The organism is Pseudomonas cimarronensis, assembly GCF_049331905.1.
Lineage (GTDB): Bacteria > Pseudomonadota > Gammaproteobacteria > Pseudomonadales > Pseudomonadaceae > Aquipseudomonas.
In genome coordinates this window covers 1,710,332-1,731,713 of the sequence record NZ_CP186283.1, presented here as the reverse complement: position 1 = coordinate 1,731,713, position 21,382 = coordinate 1,710,332, and the positions used below count along the sequence as shown (strand labels likewise).

Annotated in this window: 20 protein-coding genes; 3 read left to right on the top strand and 17 right to left on the bottom strand. The window is 60.0% G+C overall.

Annotation, left to right across the window (positions count from 1 at the left end; genetic code table 11):
- Nucleotides 1–39 precede the first annotated feature (39 nt).
- From ACOCLD_RS08025 to ACOCLD_RS07990, 8 genes are all read right to left on the bottom strand, one after another.
- The gene (locus tag ACOCLD_RS08025; protein ID WP_392540317.1) at nucleotides 40–729 is read right to left on the bottom strand and encodes a phospholipase D-like domain-containing protein; all 690 of its coding nucleotides are present in this window, start codon (nucleotides 727–729) and stop codon (nucleotides 40–42) included.
- Nucleotides 730–1,290, bottom strand: coding sequence for a rhomboid family intramembrane serine protease (locus tag ACOCLD_RS08020; RefSeq protein ID WP_422911499.1), 561 nt, complete (start codon nucleotides 1,288–1,290; stop codon nucleotides 730–732).
- Nucleotides 1,287–6,542: a DNA repair ATPase gene (locus ACOCLD_RS08015; protein ID WP_422911498.1), complete on the bottom strand. Its 5,256-nt coding sequence runs from the start codon at nucleotides 6,540–6,542 to the stop codon at nucleotides 1,287–1,289. Before ACOCLD_RS08015 ends, ACOCLD_RS08020 begins: the two co-directional genes overlap by 4 nt.
- Before the next feature lie 99 nt (nucleotides 6,543–6,641).
- Nucleotides 6,642–6,881, bottom strand: coding sequence for a hypothetical protein (locus tag ACOCLD_RS08010; RefSeq protein ID WP_422911497.1), 240 nt, complete (start codon nucleotides 6,879–6,881; stop codon nucleotides 6,642–6,644).
- A 112-nt stretch (nucleotides 6,882–6,993) separates the two neighbouring features.
- Nucleotides 6,994–9,039, bottom strand: coding sequence for a flotillin family protein (locus ACOCLD_RS08005; protein WP_257777392.1), 2,046 nt, complete (start codon nucleotides 9,037–9,039; stop codon nucleotides 6,994–6,996).
- 40 nt (nucleotides 9,040–9,079) lie between these two features.
- Nucleotides 9,080–9,718, bottom strand: coding sequence for a hypothetical protein (locus ACOCLD_RS08000; RefSeq protein ID WP_422911496.1), 639 nt, complete (start codon nucleotides 9,716–9,718; stop codon nucleotides 9,080–9,082).
- 64 nt (nucleotides 9,719–9,782) lie between these two features.
- Nucleotides 9,783–10,478 (bottom strand): PspA/IM30 family protein, encoded by a 696-nt coding sequence (locus ACOCLD_RS07995; protein WP_422911495.1) that lies wholly within the window; start codon nucleotides 10,476–10,478, stop codon nucleotides 9,783–9,785.
- Nucleotides 10,479–10,490: 12 nt separating this feature from the next.
- Nucleotides 10,491–11,111, bottom strand: a complete 621-nt coding sequence (locus tag ACOCLD_RS07990) for a YjfI family protein (protein ID WP_257777389.1) — start codon at nucleotides 11,109–11,111, stop codon at nucleotides 10,491–10,493.
- A gap of 317 nt (nucleotides 11,112–11,428) precedes the next feature.
- Here ACOCLD_RS07990 and ACOCLD_RS07985 point away from each other — a divergent pair, with 317 nt between their 5' ends.
- A complete protein-coding gene (locus ACOCLD_RS07985; protein ID WP_422911494.1) occupies nucleotides 11,429–12,628 on the top strand; it encodes a CaiB/BaiF CoA transferase family protein in 1,200 nt (399 codons plus the stop codon).
- A gap of 3 nt (nucleotides 12,629–12,631) precedes the next feature.
- Nucleotides 12,632–13,270 carry a hypothetical protein gene (locus ACOCLD_RS07980; protein ID WP_422911493.1) on the top strand — a complete coding sequence of 213 codons (639 nt, stop codon included), beginning with the start codon at nucleotides 12,632–12,634 and terminating at the stop codon, nucleotides 13,268–13,270.
- Nucleotides 13,271–13,329: 59 nt separating this feature from the next.
- Here ACOCLD_RS07980 and thrC read toward each other — a convergent pair whose 3' ends face one another.
- From thrC to xerD, 4 genes are all read right to left on the bottom strand, one after another.
- Nucleotides 13,330–14,739 (bottom strand): threonine synthase, encoded by a 1,410-nt coding sequence (gene thrC, locus ACOCLD_RS07975; RefSeq protein ID WP_422911492.1) that lies wholly within the window; start codon nucleotides 14,737–14,739, stop codon nucleotides 13,330–13,332.
- Between the two features lie 65 nt (nucleotides 14,740–14,804).
- Nucleotides 14,805–16,109, bottom strand: coding sequence for a homoserine dehydrogenase (locus ACOCLD_RS07970; RefSeq protein WP_422911491.1), 1,305 nt, complete (start codon nucleotides 16,107–16,109; stop codon nucleotides 14,805–14,807).
- A 113-nt stretch (nucleotides 16,110–16,222) separates the two neighbouring features.
- Nucleotides 16,223–16,948 carry a bifunctional protein-disulfide isomerase/oxidoreductase DsbC gene (gene dsbC, locus ACOCLD_RS07965; protein ID WP_422911490.1) on the bottom strand — a complete coding sequence of 242 codons (726 nt, stop codon included), beginning with the start codon at nucleotides 16,946–16,948 and terminating at the stop codon, nucleotides 16,223–16,225.
- A 93-nt stretch (nucleotides 16,949–17,041) separates the two neighbouring features.
- Nucleotides 17,042–17,938, bottom strand: coding sequence for a site-specific tyrosine recombinase XerD (gene xerD / locus ACOCLD_RS07960; RefSeq protein ID WP_422911489.1), 897 nt, complete (start codon nucleotides 17,936–17,938; stop codon nucleotides 17,042–17,044).
- 211 nt (nucleotides 17,939–18,149) lie between these two features.
- On the opposite strand from xerD, the gene ACOCLD_RS07955 reads away from it, so the two are divergent.
- Nucleotides 18,150–18,827, top strand: a complete 678-nt coding sequence (locus tag ACOCLD_RS07955; RefSeq protein ID WP_422911488.1) for a hypothetical protein — start codon at nucleotides 18,150–18,152, stop codon at nucleotides 18,825–18,827.
- Between the two features lie 15 nt (nucleotides 18,828–18,842).
- On the opposite strand, the gene ACOCLD_RS07950 is transcribed toward ACOCLD_RS07955, so the two are convergent.
- The 5 genes from ACOCLD_RS07950 to rpsP form a co-directional block, all read right to left on the bottom strand.
- Nucleotides 18,843–19,247: an acyl-CoA thioesterase gene (locus ACOCLD_RS07950; RefSeq protein WP_422911487.1), complete on the bottom strand. Its 405-nt coding sequence runs from the start codon at nucleotides 19,245–19,247 to the stop codon at nucleotides 18,843–18,845.
- Between the two features lie 171 nt (nucleotides 19,248–19,418).
- Nucleotides 19,419–19,769: a 50S ribosomal protein L19 gene (rplS, locus tag ACOCLD_RS07945; protein WP_392540305.1), complete on the bottom strand. Its 351-nt coding sequence runs from the start codon at nucleotides 19,767–19,769 to the stop codon at nucleotides 19,419–19,421.
- Between the two features lie 40 nt (nucleotides 19,770–19,809).
- On the bottom strand, nucleotides 19,810–20,562 hold the full coding sequence (gene trmD / locus ACOCLD_RS07940; RefSeq protein ID WP_233683977.1) for a tRNA (guanosine(37)-N1)-methyltransferase TrmD: 753 nt from the start codon (nucleotides 20,560–20,562) through the stop codon (nucleotides 19,810–19,812).
- 5 nt (nucleotides 20,563–20,567) lie between these two features.
- Nucleotides 20,568–21,104: a ribosome maturation factor RimM gene (rimM, locus tag ACOCLD_RS07935; protein WP_422911486.1), complete on the bottom strand. Its 537-nt coding sequence runs from the start codon at nucleotides 21,102–21,104 to the stop codon at nucleotides 20,568–20,570.
- A gap of 5 nt (nucleotides 21,105–21,109) precedes the next feature.
- Complete coding sequence (gene rpsP / locus ACOCLD_RS07930; RefSeq protein WP_090442998.1) at nucleotides 21,110–21,361, bottom strand: 30S ribosomal protein S16; 252 nt, start codon at nucleotides 21,359–21,361, stop codon at nucleotides 21,110–21,112.
- Nucleotides 21,362–21,382 lie beyond the last annotated feature (21 nt).

Below are 21,382 nucleotides of genomic sequence, written 5' to 3'. Positions count from 1 at the left end.
AGTCTACCGCAAAGGCTGCCCCATCACGAACCGGAACGCTCAGCGGGCGAAGCGCGCCCAGAGCTTGTCGAACTCGCTGCGGTAACTGGCCACCAGCAACGCGTGATCGGTCACCAGCAGGTTTTCCTCGTTACTGGTGCTGGCGCTGCGGGTCCAGTTGAAGCTGCCGTTGAGCAACAGGTTAGCGTCGAACAACGCAAACTTGTGGTGCATATGGTACGGGCTGTCGTCGATGCGCAGCGGCACGCCCTGGGCGATCAAATGCTGGATATCGCTGCCTTCGTCGAACTGTTTTTCATTGTCGCTGATCACCCGTACGGCAATGCCACGGCGATGGCAGGCGATAATTTCTTCGCTGAGGCGGTCATCGGAGATGGTGTAGACGCAGATATCCACGCTCTTGCGCGCCTGCCGGCAAAGCTCGCGAATCTTGCGCAGGCAATCATCACCGGGGCTGAAGTGCGCGCTGGCCAACGCCGGACGCGGTGGACTGCTGCTGGCGTCGAGGGTCTTGACCACCTGCTCCAGCCATTTCAGCGCCGGCTCGCTATTGTTCAAATCGGCCTGCACCAGTTCACGCACCAGGGCAAAGGCACGGTTACGCAGATAGCGCACCTGATCCTGGCCCAGGTCACTGCCCAGCTGGCGCAGCTCATCACGTTCCTCATTGCTCAGACGCAGATCGGCCAGGCTGTCGCGCAGCTGCTGATCGAGACGATTGAAATCCATTTAACCTCCGTGTCGCGAACGAGGCGTATAGCGCCAGGCCGCATAGAGCCCACCGCACAATGCGCCGGCCAGATGATATTCAAACGAAACGCCCTGCTGCGGCAACAGACCAAAAAACCAACCACCGTGCAGAAAGAACACCAGCACCGCCAGCAGCAGGTCAAGCCAGCTGCGGCGGAACCAGGCCCGCGCCAGCAGCAATGCCCACAAGCCGAATAACCAGCCGCTGGCGCCGACATGGATGCCTTCGCGGCCGAATAGCCAGACCAATGTCCCGCTGCCGAGGATGATAAACAGACTGGCCTGGATAAAGTCGCGCCGCGATTCAAGCAGGGCCAGCAGCCCCAGCACCAGCAGGCCGCTGAGGTTGCTCAACAGATGCCCCCAGCCGCCGTGCAGCCAGGGCGCAAACAGCACGCCCGGCAATGACTCAAGCCGCCGCGGTATCACGCCCCAGATATTCAGGCTGTAACCACTCAGGCTGTTACCCAGCTGTAGCACCAGCATCACTGCGGCAATACCCAGCAACAGCTGCACGCGTGGCAACAGCCCGGCCTTCATGGCGTTTCGCTTTCGCTATCGCCGCCCAGGCGCTGTTCATGGCCCAGTTGCTCGCCCAGATCACGCAGCTGGGTGGAGATTTCCAGCATGCGGTTGTGGGTGCGCAGGTCGATATCGATCTTCTTATCCATGGCGTGGATCAACGGAAGAAAGCTGTTCTGCAGGCTGTCGGCCAGGCTCTCCAGCACCTTCTGCACCGCTGGTTGTGGCGGCGTGATCACCTCCACCTGCGGACGCAGCTTGCCCAGATTATCCAAGCCAGCGAGCAGCTCGGCCCAGGGGATAGTCGGTACGGCGGGTTGTTCACCCGGCGCCAACTTGGCCAGGCCGCGCACGCCCTCGACCAGATCATTGAGCTGCGCTACCACCCGCCCGCCGACATCGGTGTCGCTGCCGCCCATGGCCTTGTTGCGCATAAAGTCGCGTTTGATCTGCGTCCAGCGCTCGGCTTGTACGTCGGTCATATTGCCGCGCAACTCGGCGAGCTTGAGCAGGTTCTCTTCGGCACCAGTAGTGAGCAACTGAGATTCGCCCTGGTAGTGATCGGCAATCAGCTGCAGCACCTCGGCATCGTTCATCACCGCGCTGATCTTCTCCGCCATCTTGTTCATATTGCGGTAGCTGCCCTGCAACTTGAACGGCGGCTCGGTGCGGTACTGATCGGCCTGGGCGGCGCTGGCGATGTACTGCTGGTTGACCCGGCCGACCACGTCGCGCACCTGCATCAGGCGCTGCAAGGTGGTGACGATTTCATTGACCTCGGCGGCGCTGTAGCTGTGGCTCAGTTCATTGCTGGAGAACGGCTTGCCCTCGGCCTTGGCGACGAAGCGATAGACATCGGCCATATCGCGGGTGGCCAGCGGCGCCAGCACCGGGTTGGAGGTCAGGCCGTTCTCGATGTAGGACAGCGCGAAGGCTTCCTGCATGCCGCCCAGGGTGTCGCCGAGGTTATAGATGTCGGCACGGTTGGCCAGCATATCCGGGATCTTGAACACGTCGCCGGACTCGGTATAGGGGTTGCCGGACATGATCACGCAGAACTTGCGCCCACGCATGTCGTAGGTGCGGGTGCGCCCCTTCCACACGCCTTCGATACGCCGTGTACCGTCACACAGCGAGATAAATTTCTGCAGAAATTCCGGGTGAGTGTGCTGGATATCGTCGAGATAGAGCATCACGTTGTTGCCCATCTCCAGCGCCAGGTTGAGTTTTTCCAGCTCCTGGCGTGAGGTGGCGTCCGGCGCCTGGGCTGGGTCCAGGGAGCGCACTTCGTGACCCAGCGCCGGGCCATTGATCTTCATAAAGATCAGCCCGAGGCGGTGGGCGACGTACTCCATCAAGGTGGTCTTGCCGTAACCCGGCGGCGAAATCAGCATCAGCAAGCCGGACAGGTCCGAACGGCGGTTCTCCCCGGCGGTGCCCATCTGCTTGGCCAGGTTGTCGCCGATCACGCCGAGATAGACATCGTTGATCAGCTTGTTGCGCACGAAGGAGCTGAGCGGCTTGGGCTTGAACTCGTTAAGGCGCAGCGCCTCGCGCTCGCGCGCCACCACTTCCTGGCGCAGTGCCTGGTAGCGCTGCAAACCGGGCAGGAACTGCTCGCGGTGTACGCGCAGGCGGGCGAAGAAATCGTCCACCGCCAGCACCAGTTGCCGCTCGCTGATACGCGGGTGTTCACCCATCAGCTCTTTGGCGGTAAAGCGCAGGTCCACCTCGGTGATACGTTTGGGCACGCCCTCGGCAAGCAGGCTCAAGGCCACGGCCTCGGGCACATAGGCGCTGAGCGCGGCGAATTCACCGGCCGCGCACAGGCCGCGCAACCAGTTCTCCACCAGCGCCCACTGAGCCGCCGGGCGATCCTGCAGTTGTGCCAGAGTCTGCTGATACACATCCCACATATGCGCTGCCTGCAAGCGCGCCTGCAAACCGGCCAGCAACTCGCGGGCGTATTTGCTGAAGACGAACTCGATACGTTCAGCGGCCAGTTCCTGCACCAGGTATTCCGCCGCCTCTGCCAGCGTCGCCGGAGTCAGGCTTATGCCCTGCTGGGCGCTATAGCCGGCCATGGCTTCGGCAATTTCCGCCTGCAGCTGCAACAGGCTGTCGCGTTGACCGAACAACTGCTGGATATGCCGGGCACTGCGCGCGCGCTGCGGCCATTGTTTGGCGTCGTCACGAGGCTGCGTCTGGCCCCAGAAAAAGCTGGCGAAGCCACGCGGCAAGGCGCCGTAACTGAGCAACCCGGCACTGTCGCGCAGCGGCAACAATTGGGTGAGGATCAAGGCCGCATCGTGGTCGTGAATGCCCTTCTCGTAGCCTTCCTTGTAACGCGGCGCGGCGAAGTCGCGAATGCTCTTGATCAGTGCATCCGGCTGCGCCAGCTGTTGCTTGAGCAGATCCAGGCTAAGGCCATCGCGGCCGGCATCAGCCGCCGCCAGCACTTCGCCGGCCAGGTATTCGGCGCGGTACAGCGTCGCGGACTCGGACTCCAGGGACACCTGCCAATAGTCGCGCAGCGCTTCCAGTTCGGTGTTCTGGAGCGGCTCGAGGAATTCGGTGCCGGTCAGGTGCAGGTAGAGCTGATCGCCACGCGGCATCAGGGTCAGGTCCAGCTCCTGGGTGTTGACGCTGAAGCGGTGGCGCGGGCCGAGCTTGATGACGTTGCCGCCTTCCTCGAACAACTCGCTCTTGTCGCGCAAGCTGCGTACCGCTTGGTCGCGGGCGGCCTTGAGGCGCGACTCGATATCCTCGGCCTTGACGCTGTCCTTCAGCTCGCGCAAGCGCTCGGCCAGTTCGCGCAGCTTGAGAATCAACGGATCAGAAGCAAAGAAGGCGTTCAGCTCATCCGGCTGGGTCAGGCGCGCGGTGCGCCGACTGAGGCTTTCCAGAATCCGCCGCGCGGCGTCGAGCAGGCCCTGAGCCTTGCGTTGACGTTCATCGAGCAGCGCCTGTTTGTGCGCCTCGAAGGTTTCCAGCAGTTCTTCGCGCTTGGCCAGAATGTCGCCGAGGAACTGTTCCTGATCGCCGAACTGGCTCTCCAGTTCTTCCAGTTGTACCAGCAGACGCGACAGCTGTTCGTCGCAACGCTCCGGGTCCTGGGCCATGGCCAGGGCGTTGGTGATGCCCTGACTGAACAGTTTGAACTGGGCGCCGAACTGCGCCACGGTTTCCGCCGAACCCAAACCCTTGCGCCGCTGTTCGGCGCGGGCCTTGGTCTGGTTGAGACGGGCATAGACTTCGGAAATCGACTCGACGATAGCGGTGCGCTGGGTGGCGTCGTCGATTGGCAGCGAGGCCATCAGGCTGGACAACATATCCAGGTTGCCAGCCATAGCCTGCAGCGCTACCAGCGGCTCATTCAGTTGGCTGACGCTCTCGGCTTTCTGCGCCTGTGTATCGAGCTGGGCCAGCTGCAACACATAAGGCTCCAGCGCCGCCTTACTGGCGAGAAACCCCGAGGTGGCGGCCGCAACCTGCGCCTGGGCCGTCAGCAACTCGGTTTCCATGGCGTCGATGCGCACCACGTCGATATAGCGGTAGTCGCGAATGGTCAGCAGTTGGCCGCGCTGGGCATTGATGCCGTTGAGTGCCTCGACGAAGTGCTGCACTTCGTCCCAGCTATCGATCAGCAGGCCGGACAACAGCGCCTGTTGGCGGGTTTCCGCTTCGGCCATGGCGCGCGCCGATTGTTGGCGAATACTCTCGACCTTCTCGAACTCGTCGAGCACCAATTCGCCGGTAGCAGCGATTTCGCGCAGCAGCGGCGCCATGCCCTGGCACTGGGCATCGCCCAACCAGTGGTAGACGTCGAACAGACGGCGAGTGTTCTGGCACAGCTGGGTGTAGCGCTGCACCGAGACTTCCGGGGTTTCGATCTCGCGACTCAAGCCCAGCAGGTCGGAAACGCCGCGCACCAGCTCGGCATTGCCAATGCGCCCGAAGAAGCCGCCGCGCACCGGTTGGCGGGCGGCAAAATCATCACTGCAAAATGGCGTCTGCCAGATCTGCATCGGGTGGATGCGCGTCGGCTCGCTGCCTTCGGCGGCGAAGATCACCATGCGCCCGTCTTCCAGGCGCGCGAATCCGTGGCCGAAGATCGGGTTGTGCAGCTGGCGGTTGATCATGTTGTAGGTGAACAGCGCCGAGCGGCCTTCTTCCGGGTGGTAGAAGATGTACTGCACGTCCTCGCCATTGGGCGAGCGCACCGCGCGCTTGAAGCGCATGCCGGCCATGGGCTGCTCGAAGGCCTTGGACTCGCCATTCTGCAGGTAGTAGCCACCGGGAAAGATGATGCCGTGGTCTTCCGGTAGCTGCACGCAGGCCTGGCCGATAGCGTCGATGCGCTCGACCTTGCGCGTCAGGCTGTTGAACACCAGGTAGCGCCACTGCTCTTCGCGGTACGGCAGGACTTTCAACAGGATCAGGCTGCCGAGTTTGGCGTACTCGATCTGCGCGTCGTCCAGCGACTGAGTCTTGTCCACCACGGTTTCGCGGTAGATGCCCAGGCCGTCTTCGGTGTTGTTCTCGACCTTGACCGTGAGGTCACCGCCGATGGTCTCGACAAAGAGGGTGTCGAGGATATTCATATGCGGGTGGCGGCCATTGACCACCATCTCGCGGGAGGTTTTCTGCCACTCGAAATCGAACGGCGCCGGCAGCGCTATGTCGCGCTCGCCACGGTTGTCGATATAGCGAACCTCTTTGCCGCCGTCGGCGATCGACCAGCGGAACACCCGGATATCGCTGATCCGCTCGCCGATCTGGAAGCTGGCCAGCAGCTTGCCGTCGCGCACCAGCAGTTGCAGCAGGCGGGTGTTTTTGTAATAGGTGTAGAGCTCGTTGAAGTCGTTAACGAAGCTGCTCTGGCCGAGAAAGCTGTCGGCCAGCGCCACGCTCTCGGCTTCATAACCTTCGTCCTGCTCGCTCAGGCGATACAGGGAAAACACGTCCTCGACGCGGGTTTCCTTTTTCAGGCCGAGGAACACGTTGTAGCCGAACAGCAGATTCTCGCCGACCTGGACAATATCGCGGGCCGTGCAGTTGTTCTCGGTGCGGATGCGTACCCGCCCGACCACTTCCATCTGGCTGCTGCCAAACTCCTGCAAACGCTGAGCGTTCAGCGCTTCGGTAGTCTGCCGCAGGCGCAGGCCTTGCTCCTGCAGGCGCTTGTGCAGCACCTCGTAGGCACCGCCTTCGGCGACGGCCTTGTCCAATACATCCTGTGGCTGGGCTACGGCTGGAGCATCCGACATCGTGGTCTTCCTGAATCTGCGCTGTCTGCTAGCAAAGTGAGGTAAAGCGAGGGGCGGCTTCAGCCAGCCCCATGGGCGAGGCGCATGGCCTGCCCCTTTTTAGGCACCAATCTTCTGGGCAATCTCGCCCAGTTTGTCGCGCATTGCCTGATCGAGTTCTTCAGGCTTGATCTGCGCAATGATCTTTTTCAGCACGCGAATCTCATTGTCATCAATCACCCCGTCGCGCTCGGCAACTGCCAGTAGCGAACCCAGCTCCTGCACGTCCAGGCGGCCGTCATTGGCAAAGCACTGGATCGAACGAAACGACATTTCCAGATAATCCCGTGGTTCCGACATAAGACTTCCTAATTAGAGATAAACGGGCCATTCAAGGAGTTGGCTTTCGCCAACCCCCGAGAACATCCAAGGTATGCATAAGACGCTGGCTTGAGCCATTAGCGGCCAATACTCAGCTCTCGCTGCTGTCTACAGCCGCCGGCGTTTTGCTTTCGCCGACGCGGCCGTTGAGCAGGCGGGCCAACACGTCCTGCACCACCGGGCTCTTGCCGACCACGCCTTCGATGGCCTTACCCACCGACAACGACTTGGCGAAGGAGTTGAAGAAGTCGCCTTCGCCGCCGACGATCTCGATCTTCGCCTTGGCCAGCGCAGTGGACAGCACTTCGGCCTGTTCCTTGGCGATGTCCTTGTTGGCGGCGATGGCGGCCATCGCCTCGTCGAAGTTCGCTTCCAACTGCATGCGGAACTCCTCGTGCTGGCGCGCGTTGTCGCTGAGCGCATCCAGCGCACCGAACTTTTTGCCCAGACCTTCGGCCTCGGCATTCAGGCGCTCCAGCAGCACGTGGGCTTCGGCCATACCCAGATCCTGGGTGGCTTTGGCCTTGGCCGCACCGAGTTGCTCTTCGCCACGCGCCTGGGCGCCGAGTTTCTCTTCCAGCACCTTGGCATCGGCCAGGCCGTCTTTTTCCTTGGCGGCAGCCTTGGCTTCGGTCACCCGTGCCTCGGCCAGGCCCTTTTCCTGCTCGCCCTTGGCTTCGGCAATCAGTTGCTCTGCCTGCACACGGGCTTCGGCCAGGCCTTCCTTCTCCTTGGCGGCGGCGGTGACTTCACGCACCCGCGCATCAGCCAGGCCAGGCGCAGCGCGCTCGGCTTCGATACCTTCGGCCATTTTCTTCTTGGCTTCGGCCTGCTTGGCCGCGGCTTCCAGCTCGGCCTGAGCGAGGTTGTTGATTTCCACGGCCTTGTGTTGGGAACGAGTTTCGTCGGCTTCGGCCTGCTTGACCTGGCGTACCAGCTCCTGCTCGGCTTCGGCCTGGGCGTTGAGCACCATGACTTGTTTGGCCCGGTCGGCTTCGGACACTTCACGCACTTCCTTGATGCGTTCTTCTTCCTGGGCCACGGTCTTCTCGACCGCCACACGCTCGCGGATCACCCCGGCGATATTCTTGCGTTCAACTTCCAGGGCCTTTTCTTTCTCGATGCGCTGCAGCTCGACTTCGCGCTCGCGGGAGACGATTTCCAGGTCCTTGGCGCGGGTGACTTTTTCCACCTCGATCACCACCGCACGCTGACGGTTCTGCTGCGCCACTTCAACTTCGCGCTGATGGTTCTCAGCGCGGATATCCAGCTCCTGCTGGGTGGTGATACGCGCCTGCTCGGCCTTCAAGCGCTCCTCTTCCTTGACTTTGAGGGTCTCGGCTTCTTCGCGAGCGCGGATGGTTTCGATCTCACGCTTCTGCCGCGCTTCGGCATCGGCCTGCTGACGCTCAAGGGCCAGGGTCGCCTCGCGGGTTTCCACGTTCTTTTTCTTGATCGCCAGCTCTTCGTTGCGCTCCAGGTCATTGGTGATGACGTTCTGCGCAGCAGTGAGCTCGGTGATCTTACGGATACCCGCCGCATCGAGGATATTGCTCGGATCCAGCGAGGACTTGGAGGTCTGCTCCAGGTAATCGATAGCCACGTCTTCCAGCACATAGCCGTTAAGGTCGTTGCCGATCACCTCAACGATGCGGTCACGAAACTCCTGGCGATTCTCGAACAGCTGGACGAAATCGAACTGCTTGCCGACGGTCTTCAACGCTTCGGAAAACTTGGCGTTGAACAGTTCGTTGACTGCAGCGCGATCCGAGGCGCGGTCAACGCCGATAGCCTTGGCCACCTTGAGCACATCTTCCTGGGTCTCGTTAACGCGCAGGTAGAAGGCCACAGTGATGTCGGCGCGCATGTTGTCCTTGCAGATCAACCCATCCTTGGCACGCCGGTCCACTTCCAGGGTAATCAGCGAGATGCGCATGAACTCCTTGAGGTAGATCACCGGATAGACCAGGGCACCGGTGAAATGCACCTTGGGTGTAGACGACATGTCATTGACGATCAGCGCCGTACCCTGAGGGACCTTGATATAGAAGGCCTTGAACAGGACGAAAAAACCGAAGATCAGTAGAAAAAACAGACCCACACCGGTCAGGAAGGGCATCAGCAGCTCGAGGCTCATTGCAATCAATCTCCTTTGATTCTCTTGGGAAAGTCAGGACTTAAATGCCCTTGAACTCGTCCTCGGTAATGACCCTGTAGGCATGTTCCGCCTCCAGGTACTCCAGCAACACAACTCGGTCGCCACGTTTGAAACCACGCGCATCGTCAGCACGCACACGCAAAATCAGCCCAGCACCGCCATTTTCCAGAAGCGCCTCGCCATGCCTCAGCGTCACCCGACCACTGCGTACTACGGCTGTCTGACCCAGCACAGAGGTACTGCTGACCGCCTCCAGCTTGCGAAACAAAGGGCGTAAGGGCTTACACAGCACGGCACTGACTGGCACAGCCAAGAGCAGCGCGGCACCTGCGACGATTACACCCAGTGGATAGCGCAGCACGCCCAGCGGCAGGTGGCGCAGCAGCAGTAATTCGATGAAATAACTGAGCGACCAGGCGAAGAAGAACAGCAGGGTCAAGACCAGCGTAACCGGCACGCCGCTCAGACCAAGGCGCAGCAGCAAGCCAGCAAGCCCTTCAGGTTGTACGGAGTCCAGTGCCGAATCCGCCTCTATATCGAGCAGATCGACTTCAAGAATGCCCAACGCAGCAACACACCAGTAAAGGATTGCCACGCACAGCAAAAAGCTGAACAGCACGGTTGGAAACGACAATGCCGTCTGCAGGAAGATTTCCATGACTGTCCTATCCCTGTTGTCGAGACGGCGGCGCTGGATGCACCGCCGTTAAGCCCTCTATACGTCAGGACTTGGCCTTGTCCTTCAGCCGCGCCAATACGCTATCGGCACTGCCATTGTCAGCCACAATGCCTGCGGCACGCAGCTTGGCGTCCAGTGAGTCGTCAACACTCGCGGCAGCCGCCAGCTCGGCGTCAGCTTCCATCTTGGCAGCACGCTCAGCTTGCTTCTGCTTGATCCGCTCCAGCGACTCCACCGCTGTTTGCAACTTGGCCTGAGAGCCGCCATAACGCTGCGCCACAGCCATTTGCGCCTTCTGCACACTTTCCGTGGCTTTGACTGTATCCACCTGCTGTTTCATGCGTTTGATATTGGCTTCAGCCTGAGTAACGGCCTTGCGCAGTTGCGCCACACTGGCGGCATACCCATCCGCCTGCTCGCGCTCACTGGCCAACTCGACCTCCAGGTTGGCGATCTTGCTCGCCACTTCCCGCGCCAGCGGCTCATCACCGGCTTCCAGGGCCTTGAGTGCGTACTGCTCATACTCAGCAACCTTGGCGGTACTTTTCCCGGCGCGCTCTGCCGCCAACTTCTGCTTGGCCATGATCTCGGCCAACGCCTCCTTGGATTTACGCAACTCAAGGTCCGCGTCGCGGATTTCCTGATCAAGAATGCGCAGCGCCTGACCGTCCACCACAGCCTCGCCCACTTCGTTGGCACCACCACGCAGTGCTGTCAGCAATTTGCTCCAAACGTTCATCGCATGTCTCCTTTAGGCACCGGCCTTGAGGAAGCCTTCATAGGCTTCGGTTGCTTTGATTACGTTGTCCGCCAGCAGCTCGATCTCGAACACGACATCCGACAGTGTCGAAGCAGAACTCAGCGCACCGAACATGGTGTAGCAAGACTGGCCATCAGGCATGGTTTCCAGGCTGATCGAAGACAGCGGAAACAGCTTGTGAGTACGCAGCACCTCATTGTTGAAGGCTGCTGCATCGGCAACATCCGCTGCCGGCCAAAGCAGCGCTTCAACCACGATCTGCTCACCGAACACGGCAATGAACAGCGGCAGGTCGCCATATTCATGCATGGTCACATGCAGGCTGGCATCAGCCCCTTGAATCAACTCAATGCTGGCCAACCCACCCTTACACAGCTCCGTGGCCGACAGCGCATCATGCAGCGCCTGTGCAGTCCAAATCTGCGACATGCTCATACCCTCCTCCTTTTCCATCGAAGCCAGCATCAGCTGAGGCTGGCGAAGTTTGCGCTCGAACGCCAAAAGTCGCGGCGTGTGCTCCGGCAATATCCAGACTTCCTTCTTGACCAAGCCCTGCTCCCGCAGGCGCTGCCGATAAAGACGCTGGTAATGGGCTGATGTTTTATTGTCCATGCGCAGCAGACTAGACCTTTACATGTAATGCATCAATAGATCACATGTAATATTTTTAACGACGATTATCGGGCGCAGAGACACACGCCAGCGCACCCAGGAACTGACGACAAAAAAGAAGATGAAGGGAAGAACACAGAGGAGAAACCATCCAGGTTATTTAACCAAGCGCATCCCATTCGCCAGCCCAGATTAAACCGCACAACAAACCCCGAATACACAGGCAAAAGCGCCAACCTGATCGCACTTGACCAGACGAATAGCCGCAACCCGCCCAATACAATAGGCTTAGCCATCACCACCGACCCGGAGCGCCAATGACCACCCCCAGCAAACCCCTCACCGGCCTGAAAGTGATCGAGCTCGGCACCCTGATCGCCGGGCCTTTCGCCTCACGTATTTGCGCTGAATTCGGTGCCGAGGTGATCAAGGTCGAGTCACCGGATGGTGGTGATCCGCTGCGCAAGTGGCGCAAGCTCTACGAGGGCACGTCGCTGTGGTGGTTTGTACAGGCGCGTAACAAGCAGTCGATCACCCTCAACCTCAAGCATGAGGCCGGGCGCGAAGTGCTGAAGAAACTGCTCAGCGAGGCGGACATTCTGATTGAGAACTTCCGTCCCGGCGTACTGGAAAAGCTCGGTTTGAGCTGGGAGGTGCTGCATGCACTCAATCCCAAGCTAGTTATGGTGCGCCTGTCCGGTTTCGGCCAGACCGGCCCAATGAAGGATCAGCCAGGCTTCGGCGCAGTCGGCGAGTCCATGGGCGGGCTGCGCTATATCACCGGCTTCGAGGATCGCCCGCCAGTGCGCACCGGCATCAGCATTGGCGACTCAATTGCCGCGCTATGGGGCGTGATCGGCGCGCTGATGGCGTTGCGTCACCGCGAAGTGAACGGCGGCAGCGGTCAGATGGTGGACGTGGCGCTGTATGAGGCGATCTTCGCCATGATGGAGTCCATGGTGCCGGAGTTCGACGTGTTCGGTTTTATCCGCGAGCGCACCGGCAACATCATGCCCGGCATCACACCCTCATCCATCCACACCAGTGCAGACGGCAAACATATCCAGATCGGCGCCAACGGTGATGCGATCTTCAAACGTTTTATGCAGGCCATCGGCCGCCAGGATCTGGCCGACGATGCGACACTGGCCAGCAATGACGGCCGCGATGCGCGACGCGATGAGCTGTATGGCGTGATCGACCGCTGGGTTGGCTCGCTGCCACTGGAGCAGGTACTGACCACCCTGAATCAGGCCGACGTTCCCGCCAGCCGCATTTTCAGCGCCGAAGACATGTTCCACGACCCGCAATTTCTCGCGCGCGAGATGCTGCTGGCGGCCAAGCTGCCTGACGGCAAGGCCTTCAAAATGCCGGGTATCGTGCCCAAACTCAGTGACACACCCGGTGCAGTGGAATGGGTCGGCCCCACTCTCGGCGAACACAACCAAACCGTACTGCTCGCGCTGGGCTACAGCGAGGCGCAGATCGCCGAGCTGAAACGCCAGGGCGCGATTTGAGTCGTGCTGATTTCCGATCCACTCACCAGCCCTGCGCACAGCCTGATCACGGAGCAGCGTGATTACCCGGAGTGGCATCTGGGGCGAAGCCGTTATGCCGCCTGGATATTGCCCGTGCAATGCCCACACCTGCTGGCACATATCGCTCACCTGCAAGATGCACTTGGCGATTGGCTGCACCCGCCTGGACGCCGCCTGGCGCACATCACGGTCTTTGTTTGCGGCTTTATCAGCGGCCAGGCGCGGCGCAATGATGACTTCAGCACGCAGCAACGCCAGCAGCAATTCAAGGCGATCGGACGCGCTTCTCGCCACCCGCTGACACTACAGATTGGCCAGCCTGACAGCTTTGCCAGCGCCGCCTTCTTGCCGGTCAGCGACCCCTCGGGCCAGTTGCAGCATTGGCGCACCTTATTGAGCGAACACAGCCAAGAGGTGCGGCAAAGCCCCTATCACGCGCACATCACCCTCGGCCTGTATCGCCAGCGTGTAGACACCACCCTGATGCGCGCACGCCTGGCTGAGCTGGCAGAAGAACAGCCACGCTGGCTGCCGGTCAACAGCCTGCAATTTGCCCACTACCGGGCACGCCAGTTGTTCAGCCCCTTGTGCGTGCGCCAGTCCTTCAGCCTCGGCACTTAACCTGCGCCCATAAAAAACGGCACCACGCGGGTGCCGTTCTTTTGTGGACGCAGTGACCGTTACAGCGGTTTGCCGCGGTTACCGTGCTGGGCCACAAAGGCCTGTACGGTTTTCAGGTCATTGGCCAGCACCGTGCAACGCTCTTCACGCTCGAACAGATCCGCCAGGTGCACCGGCAATGCAGGTGCCTGACCGACATTGGCCTTCTCCACGGCTTCCGGAAATTTAACCGGGTGCGCGGTACCGAGGATGACCATCGGCGTAACCAGGCTGCGACGGCACTCACGGGCGGCACGCACGCCGATCGCCGTATGCGGATCGAGCAGCTCACCACACTCGTTGAACACCTCGGTGATGGTTTCGCAGGTCTGCGCATCATCCACCGCAAGGGAGTCGAACAACTTGCGTGCTTCGATCCAGCGATCCTGATCGACACTGAAACCGCCCCCCTGCTTGAAGGTGGCCATCAGCTCGGCAATCGCCGCACCATTACGACCGTGCAGGTCGAACAGCAGTCGCTCGAAGTTCGACGAGACCATGATGTCCATCGACGGCGACAGGGTTGGGCGCAGGGTTTCCTTGACGTACTGATTGCCGCTCATAAAGCGGTGCAGGATGTCGTTGCGGTTGGTGGCGACGATCAGCTGGCTGATCGGCAGGCCCATATTGCGCGCCAGGTAGCCAGCGAAGATGTCACCGAAGTTACCGGTCGGTACCGAGAACGCGATGGAACGCGCCGGACCGCCCAGCTGCAGGGCCGCGTGGAAGTAGTAGACGATCTGGGCCATGATCCGCGCCCAGTTGATCGAGTTGACCGCCACCAGGCGCGTGCCCTTGAGGAAGCCCTGGTCAGCGAAGCTGTCCTTGACCATTTCCTGGCAGTCATCGAAGTTGCCTTCGATGGCGATGTTATGGATGTTGTCGCCGAGGATGGTGGTCATCTGCCGACGCTGCACCTCGGACACCCGGTTGTGCGGGTGCATGATAAAGATGTCGACGTTCTCGCAGGCCTTGCAGCCCTCGATGGCCGCCGAGCCGGTATCACCGGAGGTCGCGCCCATGATCACCACGCGCTCATTGCGCTTGGCCAGCACGTAATCAAGCAGACGGCCGAGCAGCTGCAGGGCAAAGTCCTTGAACGCCAGGGTTGGACCGTGGAACAGCTCCAGCACCCACTCGTTGCCGTTGAGCTGACGCAGCGGCGCGACGGCGTTGTGGGCAAACACGCCGTAGGTTTCTTCGAGGATCTTTTTAAAGTCCGCATCCGGAATACTGCCGGTGACGAACGGGCGCATCACGCGGAAGGCCAGCTCGTGGTACGGCAGGCCGGCCCACGAAGCGATTTCCTCCTGGGTGAAACGCGGCAGGTTTTCCGGCACATACAGGCCACCATCGCTGGCCAGGCCGGCGAGCAGCACGTCTTCGAAATTCAGGGCCGGTGCCTGGCCACGGGTACTGATATAGCGCATAGGGGCAAACCTTCGGTTGAATCTTCAAGAGCCGCCACAGCCTGGCTGCGGCGACCAAAAGCGGATTAGTTCAGCTGCTCGACGCGGATACGCACAACGCTGCCGACCACATCTTCAAGCGCCTCAAGTGCGCTGATGGCCTCGTTGATCTGCGCTTCGAGCACGCGATGCGTGACCAGGATCATCGGCACCAGGCCGTCCTGCTCCTCTGCTTCCTTCTGCATGATCGATTCGATGTTGATGCCACGCGCCGACAGGATGCTCGCCACCTGAGCCAGCACGCCCGGATGGTCCTTGGCCTGGATGCGCAGGTAATAAGCGCTCTCACAGGCCTCGATTGGCAGAATCGGATGATCGGACAGCGAGTCCGGCTGGAAGGCCAGGTGCGGCACACGGTTGGTCGGATCTGCGGTCAGTGCACGCACAACGTCAACCAGATCGGCAATGACCGAAGACGCGGTCGGTTCCATGCCGGCACCAGCACCGTAGAACAGCGTGCTGCCAGCAGCATCGCCATTGACCATCACCGCGTTCATCACACCATTGACGTTGGCGATCAGGCGATCCGCCGGAATCAGCGTCGGGTGAACGCGCAGCTCGATACCGGCGTCAGTGCGACGAGCCACACCGAGGTGCTTGATGCGATAGCCCAGCGCTTCGGCATAGTTCACGTCGGCAGTGGTCAGCTTGGTGATGCCTTCGGTGTAGGCCTTGTCGAACTGCAGCGGGATACCAAAGGCGATGGACGCCAGGATGGTCAGCTTGTGCGCGGCGTCGATACCCTCAACATCGAAGGTCGGATCGGCTTCGGCATACCCCAGCGCCTGCGCTTCGGCCAGCACATCGGCAAAGGCACGGCCTTTTTCGCGCATCTCGCTGAGGATAAAGTTGCCCGTGCCATTGATGATGCCGGCCAGCCAGTTGATGCGGTTGGCCGCCAGGCCTTCACGAATCGCCTTGATCACCGGGATACCGCCAGCAACAGCGGCTTCGAAAGCAACGATCACGCCTTTCTCACGGGCCTTGGCGAAGATTTCATTGCCGTACACGGCGATCAGTGCCTTGTTCGCGGTGACCACGTGCTTGCCATTGTCGATGGCTTTAAGCACCAGCTCCTTGGCCAGCGTGTAACCGCCAATCAACTCGATAACAATGTCGATCTCAGGGTTGTTCACCAACTCAAACACATCGCTGGTGATGCTAATACCGGTCGTATCGTACTGCGGCTTGGGCGAGCGAATGGCGATCTGGGCGACTTCAATACCGCGCCCTGCGCGCCGGGTGATTTCCTCGGCATTTCGCTTCAGTACATTCAACGTACCGCCACCGACGGTACCCAGCCCACAGATGCCTACTTTCACCGGTTTCACACTGAACTCCCCATCTGCACTGCGTAAAACGGCCGGAGCAAGCCCCGGCCGTAGAAAAAGAGCCGCACCATACGAAGCGGCTGTTTAATAGTCAATCAGGCGCAAGCCTCGGATCACTTGGATTCCAGAGCAATTTTCGCCAGCTGTGGAGCCGGCTGATAACCCGGAATGATCTTGCCGTTGGCCAGCACGATGGCCGGCGTACCACTGACTCCGACCATCTGACCCAGGGCGTACTGCTTGGCGACCGGGCTGTCGCATTGCGCATCAGCCACACCCTGACGGGCTTTCGCACGATTCATCGCATCCTGACGATCCTTGGCGCACCAGACGTTCGACAGTTCCTTGGCCGCCGGACTTTCCAGCCCCTGACGCGGGAAGGCCAGATAACGCACCTCAACACCCAAGCGGTTCAACTCAGGCACTTCGCTGTGTAGCTTCTGGCAGTAGCCGCAATCGGTGTCGGTGAACACGGTGATATGGGTTTTCGGCTGTTTGGGCGCAAACACCACCATTTCAGCAGCAGGAATGGCCTCCATTAGCTTGACCACGCCCTTGCTCTCGGCGGCTTCGGTCAGGTTGACCGGTTTGCCATCCTTGACCTGAAACAGGTAGCCCTGCAGCAGGAACTGGCCATCTTCACTGGCATACAGCTGGCGGCCACCTTGCAGCTGAACTTGATAAAGACCGGTCATCGGGCTCTCGGCAATAGCTTCGATTGGCAGCTCAGGGTCAATCGCCTTGAGCGTGCTACGGATGGCCTGATCAGGATCAGCGGCAACACCCATGGTGCTGACCAGCCCCAAGGCCAACGCGACAACAATGCGGTTGAAACGCATACAAACTCCTGTCGAAAGACACTCTGACGAATAATCGGCACAGCCTACCATAGAAGCCCGAACAGACCGACCACGGCAGGCCAGGCGGCACTCTCAGCCGCGCGGGTGGTGCTGCGCATGCAGCTCTTGCAACCGCGCCCGGGCGATATGGGTGTAGATCTGCGTGGTCGACAGGTCACTGTGCCCAAGGAGCATCTGTACCACGCGCAAATCAGCTCCATGATTGAGCAAATGGGTGGCGAACGCATGACGCAAGGTGTGCGGCGACAGGCTCTTGCTGATCCCCGCCACCTTGGCCTGATGCTTGATTCGGTACCAGAAGGTTTGCCGGGTCATCTGCTCGCCACGCTGACTGGGAAACAGCACATCACTGGGCTTGCCATCCAGCAGAAACGGCCGCGCCTCCTTGCTGTAGCGCTCAATCCAGGCAATCGCCTCTTCACCCAGCGGCACCAGGCGCTCCTTGCTGCCCTTGCCGAATACGCGCAACACACCCTGACGCAGATTGACCTGCTCCAGCGTCAGGCCAATTAGCTCGCTCACGCGCAAACCGCAGGCATATAGCACCTCCAGCATCGCCCGGTCGCGCAGACCTATTGGGTCATCCAGCTCGGGGGCAGCCAGCAACGCCTCAACATCGGCTTCGGACAGCGACTTGGGCAGTGGCCGCCCCAGCTGCGGCAAGTCAACCTGCAAGGTCGGATCACGACTGATCAACTGTTCACGCAGAAGAAACCGGTAGAACCCGCGCAACCCCGAGAGCAGCCGCGCCGTGGAGCGCGCCTTGTAGCCTGCATTCAGGCGCCAGGCCAAGTGATCCAGAACAAGTTCACGCCCAGCATCTACCAGCTGTACATCACGCGCCTGCAACCAACCATTGAACAACGCCAGATCACTGCGATACGCCGCCCGCGTATGAGCTGACAAGCCCTTTTCCAGCCAGAGCGACTCCAGAAAACGCTCAATCAGTGGATGGTCGATAGCAGGCATCAAATAACCTCATTGAACAGTTGGGCTAGTGTCCACCAGCACGGCACCTTCGACCAGCCTCACGCACTGCATCTGCTCACAGATTGGCAGCCGACCAACGGTCGCTAGACCAGCGCTGAAAGCCGACGTCACCCTATCTTTGGGTGGGTGACAGGCAGCCATTTGCAGACCATGATTGCATCACGCCACTACAGCACAATGGGCCCACGCGATGTCCAGCCAACAGCACTCACGCCTTGGTCAGATTCTGATCAACAAGGGACTGATTAACCGCGGTCAGCTGGATGCTGCCATCAAACTGCAACTCACCAGCCAGAAGCGCCTGGGTGAGATCCTTATCGAGCAGGGCTGGCTGAGCGAACGCCAGCTGAAAAAGGCCCTGAGCAAGCAGAGCAACCTGCGCCTCGCCGCCACTCTGATCGCAGCCCTGCTAACACCCTTCCAGATCGCCAGCGCTGACGCGCCGCGCTCACAAGTCAGCGCGGTCAGCCAGGAGCAGACACCGCGAGGCCTGCGCCCCTTGAGCGACCTGGAAATGAGCAATGTCAGCGCCCAAGGTCTCGACGATGTGCTGCAGGGCCTGTTTCTCCAGGCTGGCAGTGGCGACGGCCTCGGCACCGTTGGCCAACTGAGCAAACTGGTGATGCCGGTACTGAGCAGTCTCGAAGCGGAAACTTCAATGAAAGACGTGCAGTACGACACCAGCAAGCTGACCTCGGTGATCAACGCCGACGGCTCGATCAATGTGCGCCTACCCAGCTCGATTGGTGAGCTGCGCTTCGACAATATCCGTGTCGCTGGCGCCCCGCAGGGCCAGAGCATGGGTAGCCTGAGCCTGCACGATATCGACCTGTCGCAGGCATCCCTGAAGATCAGCCTGCATCAGTAGGAACAGGGCCTACGCTCAGCACGGCAGCACAGGCACCGGTTTCTGCCGCTCATCGATCGCAACAAAACTGAACACACCACTGATCGCCCGCTCGCGGGCGTCACTGTTCATGCTTTCGACAAATACCTCAACCTCAACCTTGAGGCTGGTGGTGCCCACCTTGATCACCCGACCAATCAGCTCGACGATTGAGCCGGCCGGTATCGCGTGCTTGAAATCGATGCGATCCGACGACACCGTCACCAGCGGCAAGCGACAGAAGCGCGTGGCAGCGATAAACGACACTTCGTCCATCCAGGCCAGCGCCGTACCACCGAAGAGGGTGTTGTGATGATTGGTGGTCGGCGGAAATACCGCCTTGGCCACGCGGGTTTCCGATAATGCGGTGCGCCGCTGAATTTCCTGCTCTCTCGGGGTCATGCCACTACTGCCAGATTCAATCGGATGCAGCTGCCACAGCGCTGCGGGCGACTCTTGGGATTATTGACACGCGACCACATGGGCAGAGCTGAGGCCGGAAACTCACCAGTCATCGGCCCATAAACGAAAAAAGCAGCCCGAAGGCTGCTTTTTTCAGAGAAGCGTCCGAACTTAGGACAGCTTTTCCTTGATGCGCGCTGCCTTACCGGACAGGTCACGCAGGTAGTACAGCTTGGCTTTGCGCACGTCACCGCGACGCTTCACAGCCAGGCTGTCGACCAGCGGGCTGTAGGTCTGGAAAGTACGCTCAACGCCAACACCGTTGGAGATCTTGCGAACAGTGAAGGCACTGTTCAGACCACGGTTACGCTTGGCGATAACAACGCCTTCGAAAGCCTGCAGACGCTGACGGTCACCTTCTTTCACTTTAACCTGGACGACAACAGTGTCGCCTGGCGCGAAAGTCGGGATTTCTTTGCTCATCTGCTCAGCTTCGAGCTGCTGAATAATCTTGTTGGTCATGCTGCGCTCCTAAGACAGGCCTCGGCCGGTCATCGATACATTAACTATCGTCCCGCTGGCGGACGTATTCCTCCAGCAGCTTTTTCTCTTCTCCAGAAAGCGAGCGGCTTTCCAGAAGATCGGCGCGTCGCTCGTAGGTCCGACCAAGGGACTGCTGCAAACGCCAACGCCGGATGTGTTCGTGGTTGCCACTAAGCAACACTTCGGGAACACGTTTATCCGCATACACCTCCGGACGGGTGTAGTGCGGGCAGTCGAGCAAGCCATCCGTAAAGGAGTCTTCCTCGGCCGAGTCTGCATGACCCAATGCACCAGGCAAAAGGCGCGTTACCGCGTCGATCAGCACCATGGCCGGCAGCTCACCGCCAGACAGGACGTAATCCCCAATCGACCATTCTTCATCGACATGCGCCTCAATAAAGCGCTCATCGATGCCTTCGTAGCGACCTGCGATGAGGATTAAAGCCTCTTCGTTAACCAGTTCGCGTACTGCTGACTGCGTCAGCTGGCGACCTTGCGGCGACAGGTAGATCACCTTGGCCGCACCACCTGTAGCCTGCCTTGCATCAAGCAAAGCATCTTCAAGCGGCTTGATCTTCATCACCATGCCCGGGCCACCACCAAAAGGCCGGTCATCAACGGTGTGATGGCGATCTGTGGTGTAGCTGCGCGGATTCCAGCAGGTCAATTGCAACAGGCCCTGCTTCACCGCTCGGCTGGTAATGCCATATTCGCTGATAGCGGCAAACATTTCCGGAAACAGCGTAATAACTTCAACGCGCAGATTTGACATCAGGCTTAGAAGTCCGCATCCCAGTCGACCCGCATTTCGCCAGCGACCAGATCAATCGACAGCACACATTGCTCGGTGTAGGGCAACAGGCGCTCGCGACCATCCAGGCTGTCGGTGCAGGGTTTGACCACCATCACATCGTTGGCACCGGTCTCAAACAGGTGATCAACCTTACCGAGCAACTGCCCTGCCTGATCAATAACCTTGAGGCCTTCCAACTGATACCAGTAGTAATCGCCGTCGCTAAGTTCCGGTAACTGGCTACGAGGCACACAAATGTCAAAACCCGCGAAGGTACGAGCCACTTCGCGATCATCCAGACCCTTAAGCTTTGCCACCAGGACTTTGCCCTGCAAACGTCCACCGGCCACTTCAACTTGCTTAACCTCGCCGTCACGCTTTAGCGTCCAGTGAGGGTAATTGAGCACGTTGGTCAAAGGCTCGGTAAAGGAATACACCTTCACATCACCCTTTACGCCATGCACCGAGACAATCTTGCCGAGAACTACAAGGCCCTCGGCGGGAGCTGGCGTCATGCTCATGATGCTTAGGCTGCAGCCTTAGCAGCTTCCTTGAGCAGCTGAGCTACGCGCTCAGACGGCTGTGCACCTTGACCGAGCCAGTAAGCGGCACGCTCTTGGTTAACCGACAGCTTGACTTCTGCACCCGAAGCAACCGGGTTGAAGAAACCAATACGCTCAACGAAGCGACCATCGCGCGCATTGCGGCTGTTGGTCACGGTCAGGTGGTAGAACGGGCGCTTTTTGGAGCCGCCACGGGCAAGACGGATGGTTACCATTGAACTTCTTTCCTGTAGTCG